14 protein-coding genes are annotated in these 15,661 nt (G+C 60.5%); all 14 read left to right on the top strand.

The window, feature by feature from the left end; all coding sequences use genetic code 11:
* The first annotated feature begins 2 nt into the window (after positions 1-2).
* Positions 3-677, top strand: a complete 675-nt coding sequence (locus tag ACYZTL_RS25865) for a NuoB/complex I 20 kDa subunit family protein (protein WP_007946424.1) — start codon at positions 3-5, stop codon at positions 675-677.
* A 73-nt stretch (positions 678-750) separates the two neighbouring features.
* The gene (gene nuoC, locus ACYZTL_RS25860) at positions 751-2,535 is read left to right on the top strand and encodes an NADH-quinone oxidoreductase subunit C/D (protein ID WP_461954117.1); all 1,785 of its coding nucleotides are present in this window, start codon (positions 751-753) and stop codon (positions 2,533-2,535) included.
* A gap of 2 nt (positions 2,536-2,537) precedes the next feature.
* Positions 2,538-3,035, top strand: a complete 498-nt coding sequence (nuoE, locus tag ACYZTL_RS25855) for an NADH-quinone oxidoreductase subunit NuoE (protein ID WP_461954116.1) — start codon at positions 2,538-2,540, stop codon at positions 3,033-3,035.
* Positions 3,032-4,387, top strand: coding sequence for an NADH-quinone oxidoreductase subunit NuoF (gene nuoF / locus ACYZTL_RS25850; protein WP_461954115.1), 1,356 nt, complete (start codon positions 3,032-3,034; stop codon positions 4,385-4,387). The genes nuoE and nuoF overlap by 4 nt, the downstream gene beginning before the upstream one ends.
* Before the next feature lie 137 nt (positions 4,388-4,524).
* On the top strand, positions 4,525-7,239 hold the full coding sequence (gene nuoG, locus ACYZTL_RS25845) for an NADH-quinone oxidoreductase subunit NuoG (protein WP_461954114.1): 2,715 nt from the start codon (positions 4,525-4,527) through the stop codon (positions 7,237-7,239).
* On the top strand, positions 7,236-8,243 hold the full coding sequence (gene nuoH, locus ACYZTL_RS25840; RefSeq protein WP_461954113.1) for an NADH-quinone oxidoreductase subunit NuoH: 1,008 nt from the start codon (positions 7,236-7,238) through the stop codon (positions 8,241-8,243). The genes nuoG and nuoH overlap by 4 nt, the downstream gene beginning before the upstream one ends.
* Positions 8,244-8,255: 12 nt before the next feature.
* Positions 8,256-8,801, top strand: coding sequence for an NADH-quinone oxidoreductase subunit NuoI (nuoI, locus tag ACYZTL_RS25835; protein WP_197678900.1), 546 nt, complete (start codon positions 8,256-8,258; stop codon positions 8,799-8,801).
* Between the two features lie 9 nt (positions 8,802-8,810).
* Complete coding sequence (gene nuoJ, locus ACYZTL_RS25830) at positions 8,811-9,314, top strand: NADH-quinone oxidoreductase subunit J (RefSeq protein ID WP_461954112.1); 504 nt, start codon at positions 8,811-8,813, stop codon at positions 9,312-9,314.
* 2 nt (positions 9,315-9,316) lie between these two features.
* The gene (nuoK, locus tag ACYZTL_RS25825) at positions 9,317-9,625 is read left to right on the top strand and encodes an NADH-quinone oxidoreductase subunit NuoK (RefSeq protein WP_007940879.1); all 309 of its coding nucleotides are present in this window, start codon (positions 9,317-9,319) and stop codon (positions 9,623-9,625) included.
* Complete coding sequence (gene nuoL / locus ACYZTL_RS25820; RefSeq protein ID WP_461954111.1) at positions 9,622-11,475, top strand: NADH-quinone oxidoreductase subunit L; 1,854 nt, start codon at positions 9,622-9,624, stop codon at positions 11,473-11,475. The genes nuoK and nuoL overlap by 4 nt, the downstream gene beginning before the upstream one ends.
* A gap of 39 nt (positions 11,476-11,514) precedes the next feature.
* Positions 11,515-13,047 (top strand): NADH-quinone oxidoreductase subunit M, encoded by a 1,533-nt coding sequence (gene nuoM, locus ACYZTL_RS25815; protein ID WP_461954110.1) that lies wholly within the window; start codon positions 11,515-11,517, stop codon positions 13,045-13,047.
* A 7-nt stretch (positions 13,048-13,054) separates the two neighbouring features.
* The gene (gene nuoN / locus ACYZTL_RS25810) at positions 13,055-14,518 is read left to right on the top strand and encodes an NADH-quinone oxidoreductase subunit NuoN (RefSeq protein WP_461954109.1); all 1,464 of its coding nucleotides are present in this window, start codon (positions 13,055-13,057) and stop codon (positions 14,516-14,518) included.
* Between the two features lie 247 nt (positions 14,519-14,765).
* On the top strand, positions 14,766-15,116 hold the full coding sequence (locus ACYZTL_RS25805; protein ID WP_461954375.1) for a toxin: 351 nt from the start codon (positions 14,766-14,768) through the stop codon (positions 15,114-15,116).
* Positions 15,106-15,420: a helix-turn-helix domain-containing protein gene (locus tag ACYZTL_RS25800; RefSeq protein ID WP_461954108.1), complete on the top strand. Its 315-nt coding sequence runs from the start codon at positions 15,106-15,108 to the stop codon at positions 15,418-15,420. The genes ACYZTL_RS25805 and ACYZTL_RS25800 overlap by 11 nt, the downstream gene beginning before the upstream one ends.
* The last annotated feature ends 241 nt before the right edge of the window (positions 15,421-15,661 follow it).

Raw genomic sequence — 15,661 nt, 5'->3', positions numbered from 1 at the left:
CAATGCAATACAATCTCACCAGGATCGACCCCGATGCTCCTAACGAGCAGTATCCGATTGGCGAACGGGAAACCGTTTCCGATCCGTTAGAAGATCAAGTCCACAAAAACATCTTCATGGGCAAGCTCGAAGACGTGCTTAACGGCACGATCAACTGGGGGCGCAAGAACTCCCTGTGGCCGTATAACTTCGGTCTTTCGTGCTGCTACGTGGAAATGACCACCGCCTTCACGGCGCCCCACGACATCGCGCGCTTTGGCGCCGAGGTTATCCGGGCATCGCCGCGCCAGGCGGATTTCATGGTTATCGCCGGTACCTGCTTCATCAAGATGGCGCCGATCATTCAGCGTCTCTACGAGCAAATGCTCGAGCCTAAATGGGTTATTTCCATGGGTTCATGCGCCAACTCCGGTGGCATGTACGACATCTACTCTGTCGTTCAAGGGGTGGACAAGTTCCTGCCCGTGGACGTCTACGTGCCTGGCTGCCCGCCCCGCCCTGAAGCTTTTCTGCAAGGCTTGATGCTTTTGCAGGAGTCGATTGGCCAGGAGCGTCGTCCACTTTCCTGGGTCGTTGGTGATCAAGGCGTTTATCGCGCCGAGATGCCTTCCGAAAAGGAAAAGCGCCGCGAACAGCGTATCGCAGTCACCAACCTGCGCAGCCCCGACGAAGTCTGATCCAGTTCTGCTGTTTCAAAGAAACGAAAAACTGGCTTCATTCTTTACGTTGACCGAAAGCGATAAAATAACCATGACTACAGGCAGTGCTCTGTACATCCCGCCTTATAAGGCAGACGACCAGGATGTGGTCGTCGAACTGAACAACCGTTTTGGCCCCGAGGCGTTCACCGCCCAGCCTACCCGCACCGGCATGCCGGTGCTTTGGGTTGCGCGTGCCAAACTCGTCGAAGTAATGACCTTCCTGCGTAACCTGCCCAAGCCGTACGTCATGCTTTATGACCTGCACGGCGTGGACGAGCGTCTGCGCACCAAGCGTCAAGGGCTGCCGAACGGCGTCGACTTCACCGTGTTCTATCACTTGATGTCGATCGAACGTAATAGTGACGTGATGATCAAGGTCGCCTTGTCCGAGAGCGACCTCAGCGTGCCGACCGTCACCGGGATCTGGCCGAACGCCAACTGGTACGAGCGTGAAGTATGGGACATGTACGGCATCGACTTTGCCGGCCACCCGCACCTGACCCGCATCATGATGCCGCCGACCTGGGAAGGTCACCCGTTGCGCAAGGACTTCCCGGCCCGTGCCACCGAGTTCGACCCGTTCACCCTGAACCTGGCCAAGCAACAGCTTGAGGAAGAAGCCGCGCGCTTCAAGCCTGAAGACTGGGGCATGAAGCGTTCTGGTGCGAACGAGGACTACATGTTCCTCAACCTCGGTCCCAACCACCCTTCCGCGCACGGTGCGTTCCGCATCATCCTGCAGCTGGACGGTGAAGAGATCGTCGATTGCGTACCGGACGTTGGTTACCACCACCGTGGTGCCGAGAAGATGGCCGAGCGTCAGTCCTGGCACAGCTTCATCCCGTACACCGACCGTATCGACTACCTCGGCGGCGTGATGAACAACCTGCCGTACGTGCTCTCGGTCGAGAAGCTGGCCGGCATCAAGGTGCCGGAGAAGGTCGACGTCATCCGCATCATGATGGCCGAGTTCTTCCGGATCACCAGCCACCTGCTGTTCCTGGGTACCTACATCCAGGACGTCGGCGCCATGACCCCGGTGTTCTTCACCTTCACCGACCGTCAGCGTGCCTACACCGTGATCGAAGCCATCACCGGTTTCCGTCTGCACCCGGCCTGGTACCGCATCGGTGGCGTCGCCCACGACCTGCCGCGCGGCTGGGAAAAGCTGGTCAAGGATTTCGTCGAGTGGATGCCCAAGCGTCTGGACGAATACCAGAAAGCCGCCCTGGACAACAGCATCCTGCGTGGCCGGACCATCGGCGTCGCCGACTACAACACCAAAGAGGCCCTGGAATGGGGTGTCACCGGTGCCGGCCTGCGTTCGACCGGTTGCGACTTCGACCTGCGTAAAGCGCGCCCGTATTCCGGTTACGAGAACTTCGAATTCGAAGTGCCGCTGGCCGCCAATGGCGATGCCTACGATCGTTGCATCGTGCGCGTCGAAGAAATGCGCCAGAGCATCAAGATCATCGACCAGTGCATGCGCAACATGCCGGAAGGCCCGTACAAGGCGGATCACCCGCTGACCACGCCGCCGCCGAAAGAGCGCACGCTGCAACACATCGAGACCCTGATCACGCACTTCCTGCAAGTTTCGTGGGGCCCGGTCATGCCGGCCAACGAATCCTTCCAGATGATTGAAGCGACCAAGGGCATCAACAGTTATTACCTGACGAGCGATGGCGGCACCATGAGCTACCGCACCCGGATTCGCACCCCAAGCTTCCCGCACCTGCAGCAGATCCCCTCGGTGATCAAAGGCAGCATGGTCGCGGACTTGATCGCGTACCTGGGTAGTATCGATTTCGTTATGGCCGACGTGGACCGCTAAGCATGAACAACACGCTTATCCAGACAGACCGTTTCACCCTGAGTGAAACCGAGCGCTCGGCCATCGAGCACGAGCTGCATCACTACGAAGACCCGCGCGCGGCGTCGATCGAAGCCCTGAAGATCGTCCAGAAGGAACGTGGCTGGGTGCCTGACGGCGCGCTCTACGCCATCGGCGAGATCCTCGGCATTCCGGCGAGCGACGTTGAAGGCGTGGCTACTTTCTATAGCCAGATCTTCCGTCAGCCGGTCGGCCGTCACATCATTCGCGTCTGCGACAGCATGGTCTGCTACATCGGCGGCCACGAGTCCGTGGTCGGCGAAATCCAGAGCAAGCTGGGCATCGGCCTGGGTCAGACCACCGCCGACGGTCGTTTCACCCTGCTGCCGGTCTGCTGCCTCGGCAACTGCGACAAGGCGCCGGCGTTGATGATCGACGACGACACTTTCGGTGATGTGCAGCCTGCCGGCGTTGCCAAATTGCTCGAGGGCTACGTATGACCCTGACTTCCTTCGGTCCTGCCAACCGCATCAAGCGTTCGGCCGAGACTCATCCGTTGACCTGGCGTCTGCGTGACGACGGCGAAGCTGTCTGGCTCGACGAGTACCAGGCCAAGAACGGCTACGCCGCTGCGCGCAAGGCCTTCGCCGACATGGCTCAGGACGACATCGTCCAGACCGTGAAAGACGCCGGCCTCAAAGGTCGCGGCGGTGCAGGCTTCCCCACGGGCGTTAAGTGGGGCCTGATGCCGAAAGACGAATCCATCAACATCCGCTACCTGCTGTGCAACGCGGATGAAATGGAGCCGAACACCTGGAAAGACCGCATGCTGATGGAGCAACTGCCCCATCTGCTGATCGAAGGCATGCTGATCAGTGCCCGCGCGCTGAAAACCTACCGTGGCTACATCTTCCTGCGTGGCGAGTACACCACCGCCGCCAAGCACCTCAACCGTGCCGTGGAAGAAGCCAAAGCAGCCGGCCTGCTGGGCAAGAACATCCTGGGCAGCGGCTTCGATTTCGAACTGTTCGTCCACACCGGCGCCGGGCGTTACATCTGCGGTGAAGAAACCGCTCTGATCAACTCCCTGGAAGGCCGCCGTGCCAACCCGCGCTCCAAGCCGCCCTTCCCTGCCGCCGTTGGCGTGTGGGGCAAGCCGACTTGCGTGAACAACGTTGAAACCCTGTGCAACGTCCCGGCGATCATTGCCGACGGCGTGGACTGGTACAAATCGTTGGCCCGCGAAGGCAGCGAAGACATGGGCACCAAGCTCATGGGCTTCTCCGGCAAGGTCAAGAACCCGGGCCTGTGGGAATTGCCGTTCGGCGTCACCGGTCGCGAGCTGTTCGAAGACTACGCCGGCGGCATGCGCGACGGTTACAAGCTCAAGTGCTGGCAGCCAGGCGGCGCCGGTACCGGTTTCCTGTTGCCGGAACACCTCGACGCACAAATGTACGCCGGCGGCATTGCCAAAGTGGGCACCCGTATGGGTACCGGCCTGGCCATGGCGGTGGACGACAGCGTCAACATGGTGTCCCTGCTGCGCAACATGGAAGAGTTCTTCGCCCGTGAGTCGTGCGGTTTCTGCACACCGTGCCGTGACGGTTTGCCGTGGAGCGTCAAGCTGCTGCGCGCCATCGAGAACGGTGAAGGGCAAGCCGGCGACATCGAGACCCTGCTGGGTCTGGTCGGTTTCCTCGGCCCAGGCAAGACCTTCTGTGCTCACGCACCGGGCGCCGTGGAGCCGTTGGGCAGCGCAATCAAATACTTCCGTCCAGAGTTCGAAGCCGGCATCGCGCCCACCAGCGCCGTCGTCCCGCCTCTGGCAAGGCCGATCGTAGTCGGCGCTTAACGCTTTAAAAAGGCGAAGGGTCCGTGCCCTTCGCCTTTCGTTCGATGACGCCTTTTATGGGCTGTTTGGATTCGGACGAATAACAAGATTCCATTAGCCACGCCCGCTGACACCGGGCCAACGAAGAACTTTGAACCATGGCCACTATCCACGTAGACGGCAAAGAGCTCGAAGTCGATGGGGCAGACAACCTGTTACAGGCATGTCTGTCGCTAGGCCTCGATATCCCGTATTTCTGCTGGCACCCAGCCCTAGGCAGCGTTGGCGCTTGCCGCCAGTGCGCGGTCAAGCAGTACACCGACGAGAACGACAAGCGTGGTCGGATCGTCATGTCGTGCATGACTCCCGCCACCGACGGCAGCTGGATCTCCATCGACGACGAAGAAGCGAAAGTGTTCCGCGCCAGCGTCGTTGAATGGCTGATGACCAACCACCCGCACGACTGCCCGGTCTGTGAGGAAGGCGGTCACTGCCACCTGCAAGACATGACCGTGATGACCGGTCACAACGAGCGCCGTTATCGCTTCACCAAGCGTACTCACCAGAACCAGCAACTGGGCCCGTTCATTTCCCACGAAATGAACCGCTGCATCGCTTGCTACCGCTGCGTGCGCTTCTATAAGGATTACGCTGGTGGCACCGACCTCGGTGTGTTCGGCGCCCACGACAACGTGTACTTCGGTCGCGTTGAAGACGGCGTGCTGGAAAGCGAGTTCTCCGGCAACCTCACCGAGGTCTGCCCGACCGGTGTGTTCACCGACAAGACTCACTCCGAGCGCTACAACCGCAAGTGGGACATGCAGTTCTCGCCGAGCATCTGCCATGGCTGCTCCAGCGGTTGCAACATTTCCCCGGGCGAACGTTACGGTGAACTGCGTCGGATCGAAAACCGTTTCAACGGTTCGGTCAACCAGTACTTCCTGTGCGACCGTGGCCGTTTCGGCTATGGCTACGTCAACCGCGAAGACCGCCCGCGTCAGCCACTGCTGGCCAACGGCACCAAACTGGGCCTCGACGAAGCGCTGGATAAAGCCGCTGACCTGCTGCGCGGTCGCAACATCGTCGGTATCGGTTCGCCCCGCGCCAGCCTCGAAAGCAACTACGCGTTGCGCGAACTGGTGGGTGCCGAGCACTTCTACTCCGGTATCGAAGCCGCCGAGCTGGAGCGCATTCGTCTGGTCATGCAGGTGCTGAAAGACAGCCCGCTGCCGATCCCGAACATGCGCGACATCGAAGATCACGATGCGATCTTCGTCCTCGGGGAAGACCTGACCCAGACTGCCGCCCGTATGGCGCTGTCCCTGCGTCAATCGGTCAAAGGCAAGGCCGAAGACATGGCCGACGCCATGCGTGTTCAGCCTTGGCTCGACGCCGCCGTGAAGAACATCGGTCAGCATGAATTGAACCCGCTGTTCATCGCCAGCCTGGCTGAAACCAAGCTCGACGACATCGCCGAAGAGTGCGTTCACGCCGCTCCGGACGACCTGGCCCGCATCGGTTTCGCCGTGGCTCACGCCCTCGACGCCAGCGCTCCTGCAGTTGAAGGCCTCGACGCCGAAGCCCTCGAGCTGGCCAAGCGCATTGCCGACGCCCTGCTCGCGGCCAAGCGTCCACTGATCATTGCCGGCACCTCGCTGGGTTCCAAGGCGCTGATCGAAGCCGCCGCGAACATCGCCAAAGCCCTGAAGCTGCGCGAGAAGAACGGCTCCATCAGCCTGATCGTGCCAGAGGCCAACAGCCTCGGCCTGGCCATGCTCGGTGGCGAATCGGTCGACGCAGCACTGCAAGCGGTCATCGACGGCCGTGCCGACGCCATCGTCGTGCTGGAAAACGATCTGTACACCCGCACTGACAAAGCCCGTGTCGATGCTGCCCTGAACGCCGCGAAAGCGGTGATCGTGGCGGACCATCAGAAAACCGCCACCAGCGATCGCGCGCACCTGGTCCTGCCAGCCGCCAGCTTCGCTGAAGGCGACGGTACGCTGGTCAGCCAGGAAGGCCGCGCCCAGCGCTTCTTCCAGGTCTTTGATCCGAAGTACATGGACGCGAGCATCCTGGTTCACGAAGGCTGGCGCTGGCTGCATGCCCTGCGCTCAACCTTGCTGAACCAGCCGATCGACTGGACCCAACTGGACCACGTCACCGCTGCCGTGGCTTCGAGCACGCCGCAACTGGCGCGCATCGTCGATGCCGCTCCGTCCGCCGCATTCCGCATCAAGGGCATGAAACTGGCCCGTGAACCGCTGCGTTACTCGGGTCGTACCGCCATGCGTGCCGACATCAACGTGCACGAACCGCGTACTCCGCAAGACAACGACACCGCGTTCAACTTCTCGATGGAAGGTTACTCGGGCTCGGCCGAACCGCGTCAGCAAGTGCCATTCGCCTGGTCTCCGGGCTGGAACTCGCCGCAAGCCTGGAACAAGTTCCAGGACGAAGTCGGTGGTCACATCCGCGCTGGCGACCCAGGCACCCGCCTGATCGAAAGCAGCGGTGACTCGCTGAACTGGTTCGCTGCTGTTCCGCGTGCGTTCAACCCGGCGCCGGGCACCTGGCAGGTCGTGCCGTTCTTCCACCTGCTCGGCAGCGAAGAGAACTCTTCGAAAGCCGCACCGGTTCAGGAACGTATCCCGGCTGCTTACGTGGCGCTGGCCAAGTCCGAAGCCGATCGTCTGGGTGTCAATGACGGCGCCATGCTGAGCTTGAACGTCGCTGGCCAGACCCTGCGTCTGCCGCTGCGCATCAACGAAGAGCTGGGTGCCGGTCTGGTCGCATTGCCGGCCGGTATCGCGGGCATTCCGCCAGCGATCTTTGGCAAATCCGTTGACGGTCTGCAGGAGGCAGCGCTATGACTTGGTTCACTCCTGAAGTGATCGACGTGATCATCTCGGTCATCCAGGCCATCGTGATTCTGCTCGCCGTGGTGGTCTGCGGCGCGTTGCTGAGCTGGGTCGAGCGTCGTTTGCTCGCCCTCTGGCAGGACCGTTACGGTCCGAACCGCGTCGGCCCGTTCGGCGCGTTCCAGATCGCGGCCGACATGATCAAGATGTTCTTCAAGGAAGACTGGACGCCACCGTTCGCCGACAAGATGATCTTCACCCTGGCACCGGTCGTGGCGATGAGCGCCCTGCTGATTGCCTTCGCGATCATCCCGATCACCCCGACCTGGGGCGTGGCGGACCTGAACATCGGCATTCTGTTCTTCTTCGCCATGGCGGGTCTGTCGGTCTACGCGGTGCTGTTCGCCGGCTGGTCGAGCAACAACAAGTTCGCCCTGCTGGGCAGCTTGCGGGCCTCGGCGCAAACCGTGTCGTACGAAGTGTTCATGGGCCTGTCGCTGATGGGCATCGTGATCCAGGCCGGCTCGTTCAACATGCGCGACATCGTTGACTATCAAGCCCAGAACCTGTGGTTCATCATTCCGCAGATCTTCGGTTTCCTGACCTTCTTCATCGCCGGCGTCGCCGTGACTCACCGTCACCCGTTCGACCAGCCGGAAGCGGAGCAGGAACTGGCCGACGGTTACCACATTGAATACGCCGGCATGAAATGGGGCATGTTCTTCGTCGGTGAGTACATCGGCATCGTGCTGATTTCGGCGCTGCTGGTGACCTTGTTCTTCGGTGGCTGGCACGGTCCGTTCGGTATTCTGCCGCAGATCCCGTTCATCTGGTTCGCGCTGAAAACCGCGTTCTTCATCATGATCTTCATCCTGCTGCGCGCCTCGATTCCGCGCCCACGGTATGACCAAGTGATGGATTTCAGCTGGAAGTTCTGCCTGCCGCTGACCCTCGTCAACATGCTGGTGACCGCTGCGATCGTGTTGCTCAACACGCCCGCCGTCGCGGCTCAGTGAGGATAGAGAATCATGAAGTACATATTTGACATCGTGCATGGCTTCTTCACCCAGCTTCGCAGCCTGGTGATGATTTTCAGCCACGCCTTCCGCAAGCGCGACACGCTGCAGTACCCGGAAGAAGCCGTGTACCTGCCGCCGCGCTACCGTGGCCGTATCGTCCTGACCCGCGACCCTGATGGCGAAGAGCGTTGTGTAGCCTGCAACCTGTGCGCCGTGGCGTGCCCGGTCGGGTGCATCTCGCTGCAGAAAGCTGAAACCGAAGACGGTCGCTGGTACCCGGACTTCTTCCGCATCAACTTCTCGCGCTGCATTTTCTGCGGCCTCTGCGAGGAAGCCTGCCCGACCACCGCGATCCAGCTGACACCGGATTTCGAGATGGCCGAGTTCAAACGTCAGGACCTGGTTTACGAGAAAGAAGATCTGCTGATCTCCGGCCCCGGCAAAAACCCTGATTACAACTTCTATCGTGTTGCAGGTATGGCGATTGCCGGTAAGCCCAAAGGCGCCGCGCAGAATGAAGCCGAACCGATCAACGTGAAGAGCTTGCTGCCTTAAGGAAGAAAGATGGAATTCGCTTTCTATTTCGCATCGGGTATCGCTGTGGTGTCCACGCTTCGCGTGATCACCCACACCAACCCTGTGCACGCCCTGCTCTACCTGATCATTTCGCTGATCGCCGTGGCCATGACGTTCTTCGCCCTCGGCGCACCGTTTGCCGGTGTTCTGGAAGTGATCGCCTACGCTGGCGCCATCATGGTGCTGTTCGTGTTCGTGGTGATGATGCTGAACCTGGGCCCGGCCTCGGTTCAGCAAGAGCGCGTCTGGCTCAAGCCCGGCATCTGGCTCGGCCCGGTGATTCTCGGCACCCTGCTGCTGGTTGAGCTGCTGTACGTGCTGTTCGCCCACCAGAGCGGTCAGGCCGTCGGCCACACCACTGTAGACGCCAAGGCCGTGGGCATTAGCCTGTTCGGTCCTTATCTGCTGGTGGTCGAACTCGCCTCGATGCTGCTGCTCGCCGCAGCCGTCACGGCGTTCCACTTGGGCCGCAACGAAGCCAAGGAGCAATGACGATGCCTGCTATCCCTTTGGAGCATGGTCTGGCGGTCGCCGGCATCCTGTTCTGCCTCGGTCTGGTCGGCCTGATGGTCCGCCGCAACATTCTCTTCGTGCTGATGAGCCTGGAGGTCATGATGAATGCCTCCGCTTTGGCGTTCATCGTTGCCGGTAGCCGCTGGGCGCAGCCGGATGGACAGATCATGTTCATCCTGGTGATCAGCCTGGCAGCCGCCGAGGCCAGTATCGGCCTGGCGATTCTGTTGCAGCTGTATCGCCGCTTCCACACTCTCGATATCGACGCTGCCAGCGAGATGCGCGGATGAATCTTCTCTATCTGACTTTCGTATTCCCTCTCATAGGTTTCCTGCTGCTGGCGTTCTCCCGTGGACGCCTCTCGGAAAACCTGTCGGCGCTGATCGGCGTCGGTTCCATCGGCTTGTCTGCCATCGTCACGGCTTACGTGATCTGGCAATTCAACGTCGCGCCACCTGAAGGCGGTCACTACACCCAGGTGTTGTGGCAGTGGATGGCGGTGGAAGGCTTCACGCCGAACTTCGCGCTGTACCTGGATGGTCTGTCCCTGACCATGCTCGGTGTGGTCGTCGGCGTCGGCTTCCTGATCCACCTGTTCGCGTCCTGGTACATGCGCGGTGAAGCCGGTTACTCGCGCTTCTTCGCCTACACCAACCTGTTTATCGCCAGCATGCTGTTCCTGGTCCTGGGCGATAACCTGTTGTTCCTGTACTTCGGCTGGGAAGGCGTGGGCCTGTGCTCGTACCTGTTGATCGGTTTCTACTACAGCAACCGCAACAACGGTAACGCGGCACTCAAAGCCTTTATCGTGACCCGCATCGGCGACGTGTTCATGGCCATCGGCCTGTTCATCCTGTTCGCACAACTGGGCACGCTGAACGTTCAGGAACTGCTGGTGCTGGCACCGCAGAAATTCCAGGCGGGCGACTTCTGGATGGTCATGGCCACCCTGATGCTGCTGGGCGGCGCTGTCGGTAAATCCGCGCAACTGCCGCTGCAAACCTGGCTGGCGGATGCGATGGCCGGTCCTACCCCGGTTTCGGCACTGATCCACGCTGCGACCATGGTGACCGCCGGTGTTTACCTGATCGCCCGTACCCACGGTCTGTTCACCCTGGCGCCGGAAATCCTGCACCTGGTCGGCATCGTCGGCGGCGTGACCCTGGTTCTGGCCGGTTTTGCCGCGCTGGTGCAGACCGACATCAAACGTATCCTCGCCTACTCGACCATGAGCCAGATCGGCTACATGTTCCTGGCACTGGGCGTGGGTGCCTGGGATGGCGCGATCTTCCACCTGATGACCCACGCGTTCTTCAAGGCGCTGTTGTTCCTTGCTTCCGGTTCGGTGATCGTTGCCTGCCACCACGAGCAGAACATCTTCAAGATGGGCGGCCTGTGGAAGAAACTGCCACTGGCCTACGCCAGCTTCATCGTCGGCGGCGCGGCCCTGGCGGCCCTGCCACTGGTGACCGCAGGCTTCTACTCCAAGGACGAAATCCTTTGGGAAGCGTTCGCCAGCGGCAACAACGGTCTGCTGTACGCAGGTCTGGTCGGTGCGTTCATGACCTCGCTGTACACCTTCCGCCTGATCTTCATCGCGTTCCACGGTGAAGTGAAGACCGAAGCGCACGCCGGTCACGGCATCGCTCACTGGCTGCCACTGTCGGTGCTGATCGTATTGTCCACCGCCATTGGCGCGATGATCGTTCCGCCGCTGCACGGTGTGCTGCCGGAAAGCGTCGGCCATGCGGGCGGCGAAGCCAAGCACAGCCTGGAAATCGCTTCGGGCGCCATTGCCCTGGCCGGTATCCTGCTGGCCGCGCTGCTGTTCCTCGGCAAGCGTCGCTTCGTCACTGCAATCGCCAACAGCGGCATTGGCCGTTTCCTGTCGGCCTGGTGGTTCGCTGCCTGGGGCTTCGACTGGATCTACGACAAACTGTTCGTCAAGCCATACCTGGCGATCAACCACATGCTGCGCAAAGACCCGCTTGACCAGACCATCGGTCTGATCCCGCGCATGGCCAAAGGCGGTCACACCGCCCTGAGCCGTACCGAGACTGGTCAACTGCGTTGGTATGCCGCCTCGATGGCTGCTGGTGCCGTGCTGGTCATCGGCGCCGTCGTGCTGGTAGCGGTCTGATATGAACCTTGCGAACTTGCGAAAGGAATTGAGCCCGTCATGATTCTGCCTTGGCTAATCCTGATCCCCTTTATCGGCGGCCTGCTGTGCTGGATGGGTGAGCGCTTCGGCGCCACCCTCCCCCGCTGGATTGCGCTGATCACCATGTCCCTGTTGCTCTCCCTCGGCCTCTGGCTGTGGGCCAACGGTGACTATTCATTTGCCCCGGCGCCTGGCGCCGATCCGACCTGGGTGCTTGAGTTCAAGCACATCTGGATCGAACGCTTCGGCATCAGCGTGCACCTGGCCCTCGACGGCCTGTCGCTGCTGATGATCCTGCTGACCGGTCTGCTGGGTGTGCTCTCGGTACTCTGCTCGTGGAAAGAGATTCAACGTCACGTTGGCTTCTTCCACCTGAACCTGATGTGGATCCTGGGCGGTGTCGTCGGCGTGTTCCTCGCCCTCGACCTGTTCATGTTCTTCTTCTTCTGGGAAATGATGCTGGTGCCGATGTACTTCCTCATCGCGCTCTGGGGTCACAGTTCTTCGGACGGCAAGAAGACCCGGATCTACGCGGCGACCAAGTTCTTCATCTTCACTCAGGCCTCTGGCCTGATCATGTTGGTGGCGATCCTGGGTCTGGTTCTGGTCAACTTCAACGACACCGGCGTGATTACTTTCAACTACGCCGACCTGTTGAAAACCAAGATGTCGCTGACCACCGAGTACATCCTGATGCTCGGCTTCTTCATCGCGTTCGCGGTGAAGCTGCCTGTGGTGCCGTTCCACTCCTGGTTGCCTGACGCTCACGCCCAGGCGCCAACCGCGGGTTCGGTCGACCTGGCCGGTATCTTGTTGAAAACCGCTGCTTACGGTCTGCTGCGTTTCGCCCTGCCGCTGTTCCCGAATGCGTCGGCCGAGTTCGCGCCGATTGCCATGACCCTCGGTCTGATCGGGATCTTCTACGGTGCGTTCCTGGCCTTCGCACAAACCGACATCAAGCGTCTGATCGCCTTCTCGTCCGTTTCCCACATGGGCTTCGTACTGATCGGCATCTACTCCGGCAGCCAACTGGCGCTGCAGGGCGCGGTGATGCAGATGCTGGCGCACGGTCTGTCGGCCGCGGCACTCTTTATCCTCAGCGGTCAGCTGTACGAGCGCACCCACACCCGCGACATGCGCGAAATGGGTGGCCTGTGGTCGAAGATCGCTTACCTGCCAGCCCTCAGCCTGTTCTTTGCAGCAGCGTCCCTGGGCTTGCCGGGTACCGGTAACTTCGTCGGTGAGTTCCTGATCCTGATCGGCACCTTCCCGTTCGCTCCGTGGGTCACCATCATCGCGACGTCCGGTCTGGTGTTCGGTTCGGTCTACTCGCTGATCATGATCCACCGTGCGTACTTCGGTCCGGCCAAATCGGACGCGGTACTGCATGGCATGGACGGTCGCGAACTGATCATGGTGGTCGGGCTTGCGGCGCTGCTGATCTACATCGGCGTGTACCCGCAACCGTTCCTCGATACCTCTGCTGCGACGATGCATGGCGTGCAGCAATGGCTCGGCACCGCCTTCACTCAACTCGCTTCGGCCCGGTAAGAGCGCTATGGAATTCACGACTCAACACTTTATCGCGCTAGCGCCGTTGTTGATCACCAGCGCCACGATCATCGTGGTGATGCTGGCAATCGCCTGGCGCCGCAACCACTCGCAGACCTTTCTGATTTCCGTGGCAGGTCTGAACCTGGCGTTGCTGTCGATCCTGCCAGCCCTGAAAGTCGCACCACTGGCTGTGACTCCACTGCTGCAGATCGATAGCTTCGCCTGCTTGTACATGGCGCTGATCCTGGTCGCCACCCTCGCCTGTGTGACCCTCGCCCACGCCTACCTCGGCGATGGCGGTTCGGGCTACCCGGGCAACCGCGAAGAACTGTACCTGCTGATCCTGATGTCCGCCGCCGGTGGCCTGGTTCTGGTCAGCGCGCAGCACCTGGCCGGGTTGTTCGTCGGTCTGGAGCTGCTCTCGGTGCCGGTCTACGGTCTGGTGGCGTACGCCTTCTTCAACAAGCGTTCGCTGGAAGCCGGTATCAAGTACATGGTGCTGTCGGCCGCCGGTTCCGCGTTCCTGTTGTTCGGTATGGCCCTGCTCTACGCCGATTCCGGCAGCCTGAGCTTCGTCGGTATCGGCCAGGCCCTCGCGGCCACCGGCCTGCCAAGCTCGCTGGCGCAACTGGGCCTGGGCATGATGCTGATCGGTCTGGCGTTCAAGCTGTCGCTGGTGCCGTTCCACCTCTGGACCCCGGACGTTTACGAAGGTGCTCCGGCACCGGTGGCCGCGTTCCTGGCGACTGCTTCGAAAGTCGCTGTGTTCGCGGTGATGGTGCGTCTGTTCCAGATCTCGCCAGCGGCGAGCAGCGGTGTACTCAGCGACGTACTGACCATCATCGCCATCGCGTCGATCCTGTTCGGTAACCTGCTGGCACTGACCCAAAGCAACCTCAAGCGTCTGCTGGGTTACTCGTCCATCGCTCACTTCGGTTACCTGCTGATTGCCCTGGTGGCGAGCAAGGGTCTGGCCGTGGAAGCCATCGGCGTGTACCTGGTCACCTACGTCATCACCAGCCTCGGCGCCTTCGGCGTGATCACCCTGATGTCCTCGCCATACAACGGCCGTGACGCCGATGCCCTGTACGAATACCGCGGCCTGTTCTGGCGCCGTCCGTACCTGACCGCCGTCCTGACCGTGATGATGCTGTCCCTGGCCGGCATCCCGCTGACCGCGGGCTTCATCGGCAAGTTCTACATCATCGCCACCGGTGTCGAGTCGCACCAATGGTGGCTGGTCGGTTCCCTGGTACTGGGCAGCGCCATCGGCGTGTTCTACTACCTGCGCGTCATGGTCACCCTGTACCTGATCGAACCAAACCTGCGTCGCCACGATGCGCAACTGCACTGGGAACAACGTGCAGGCGGCGTGATGCTGCTGGCCATCGCCGTACTGGCGTTCTTCCTCGGGCTGTATCCGCAGCCGTTGCTGGCACTGGTTCAGCAGTCGGGGTTGGCGGGTTGATCGTTTAGCGATACTCGGTAGAAAACAGAAACGGCACCTTCGGGTGCCGTTTTTGCGTTTGAGGCCAACACTCCAACTTCCTACGCACCTCCGCACTTCGCGAATCCCCTCGCGGACGAAGCAGCCGCATCCTACATCCCGTTCCTGCGTTCGACCTTAACGTAATGACTTGACCGAATTGGCGGGAACAGAAGCCTTGACCTATTCGATTCTCGTGATAGAAATATACGCAGGTAACGTACAGAACATGGATGCTCTTTTTGTCGAATTACGGATGTTTCAAAAGTACCGAGACGATTATCTGGATGACGATCTGTTTCGCAGCTTTCAGCTGGAACTGCTGAAAAACCCCGAAGCGGGCGACCTCATTGAGGGTACAGGTGGGCTGCGCAAGATCCGGTTCAACGACCAGCGCCGCGGCAAAGGCAAACGCAGCGGATTACGGGTGATTTATTACTGGTGGTCAGGCTTCGATCAGTTCTGGCTGTTCACCGTGTACAGCAAAGACGAGCAAGACGACTTGTCGTCTGCTCAGAAAAAACTTTTCAGACAAACGCTGGACAGAGAAATCAAAACGAGAACCCACTATGAAACGTGACATTTTTTCTGAACTGATGGATGGCCTTGAAGCCTTGGCCGATGAGCGCCAAGGCAAGATCACACTGCGAACCCACAAGGTTCAGCTACCAAAATTGATGCCCGTCACCGCCGAGGAGGTGGTAGCCATCCGCCAACAGCTCAACCTCTCTCGATCGGTGTTCGCGATGTATCTGCGTACCAACACCCGAACCCTCGAAAACTGGGAACAGGGACGGGCTACGCCCAACGCCCAAGCCACGACACTGATCCGTCTGGTTGAGCGCTTTCCGCAAACGATTGAACAGCTCGCAGCCCTGTCCTGAACTCAGAGGGTCTTGCACCCAACCTTGCATTGAGAGTTCTGATTTACACCCGGTACTTCTATCGGATATTTGTTCGGCTGGAGAAGCATGTCGTCCGGGATGGCCTCTTCGCGGGCAAGCCCGCTCCCACAGGGATCTACGGCGTGTACAAAATTACGGACACAACACAAACCACTGTGGGAGCGGGCTTGCCCGCGATGACGGTGGTGCAGCCACAAACAAAAACGGCACCTCCCGGTGC

Source organism: Pseudomonas sp. LB3P81, from assembly GCF_054897965.1.
This window is presented reverse-complemented; position numbering and strand designations above follow the sequence as displayed.

Coding starts and splice junctions, on each gene's coding strand:
- ACYZTL_RS25865 (WP_007946424.1), top strand. CDS start 3: ATGCAATACAATCTCACCAGGATCGACCCCGATGCTCCTAACGAGCAG.
- nuoC (WP_461954117.1), top strand. CDS start 751: ATGACTACAGGCAGTGCTCTGTACATCCCGCCTTATAAGGCAGACGAC.
- nuoE (WP_461954116.1), top strand. CDS start 2,538: ATGAACAACACGCTTATCCAGACAGACCGTTTCACCCTGAGTGAAACC.
- nuoF (WP_461954115.1), top strand. CDS start 3,032: ATGACCCTGACTTCCTTCGGTCCTGCCAACCGCATCAAGCGTTCGGCC.
- nuoG (WP_461954114.1), top strand. CDS start 4,525: ATGGCCACTATCCACGTAGACGGCAAAGAGCTCGAAGTCGATGGGGCA.
- nuoH (WP_461954113.1), top strand. CDS start 7,236: ATGACTTGGTTCACTCCTGAAGTGATCGACGTGATCATCTCGGTCATC.
- nuoI (WP_197678900.1), top strand. CDS start 8,256: ATGAAGTACATATTTGACATCGTGCATGGCTTCTTCACCCAGCTTCGC.
- nuoJ (WP_461954112.1), top strand. CDS start 8,811: ATGGAATTCGCTTTCTATTTCGCATCGGGTATCGCTGTGGTGTCCACG.
- nuoK (WP_007940879.1), top strand. CDS start 9,317: ATGCCTGCTATCCCTTTGGAGCATGGTCTGGCGGTCGCCGGCATCCTG.
- nuoL (WP_461954111.1), top strand. CDS start 9,622: ATGAATCTTCTCTATCTGACTTTCGTATTCCCTCTCATAGGTTTCCTG.
- nuoM (WP_461954110.1), top strand. CDS start 11,515: ATGATTCTGCCTTGGCTAATCCTGATCCCCTTTATCGGCGGCCTGCTG.
- nuoN (WP_461954109.1), top strand. CDS start 13,055: ATGGAATTCACGACTCAACACTTTATCGCGCTAGCGCCGTTGTTGATC.
- ACYZTL_RS25805 (WP_461954375.1), top strand. CDS start 14,766: ATGGATGCTCTTTTTGTCGAATTACGGATGTTTCAAAAGTACCGAGAC.
- ACYZTL_RS25800 (WP_461954108.1), top strand. CDS start 15,106: ATGAAACGTGACATTTTTTCTGAACTGATGGATGGCCTTGAAGCCTTG.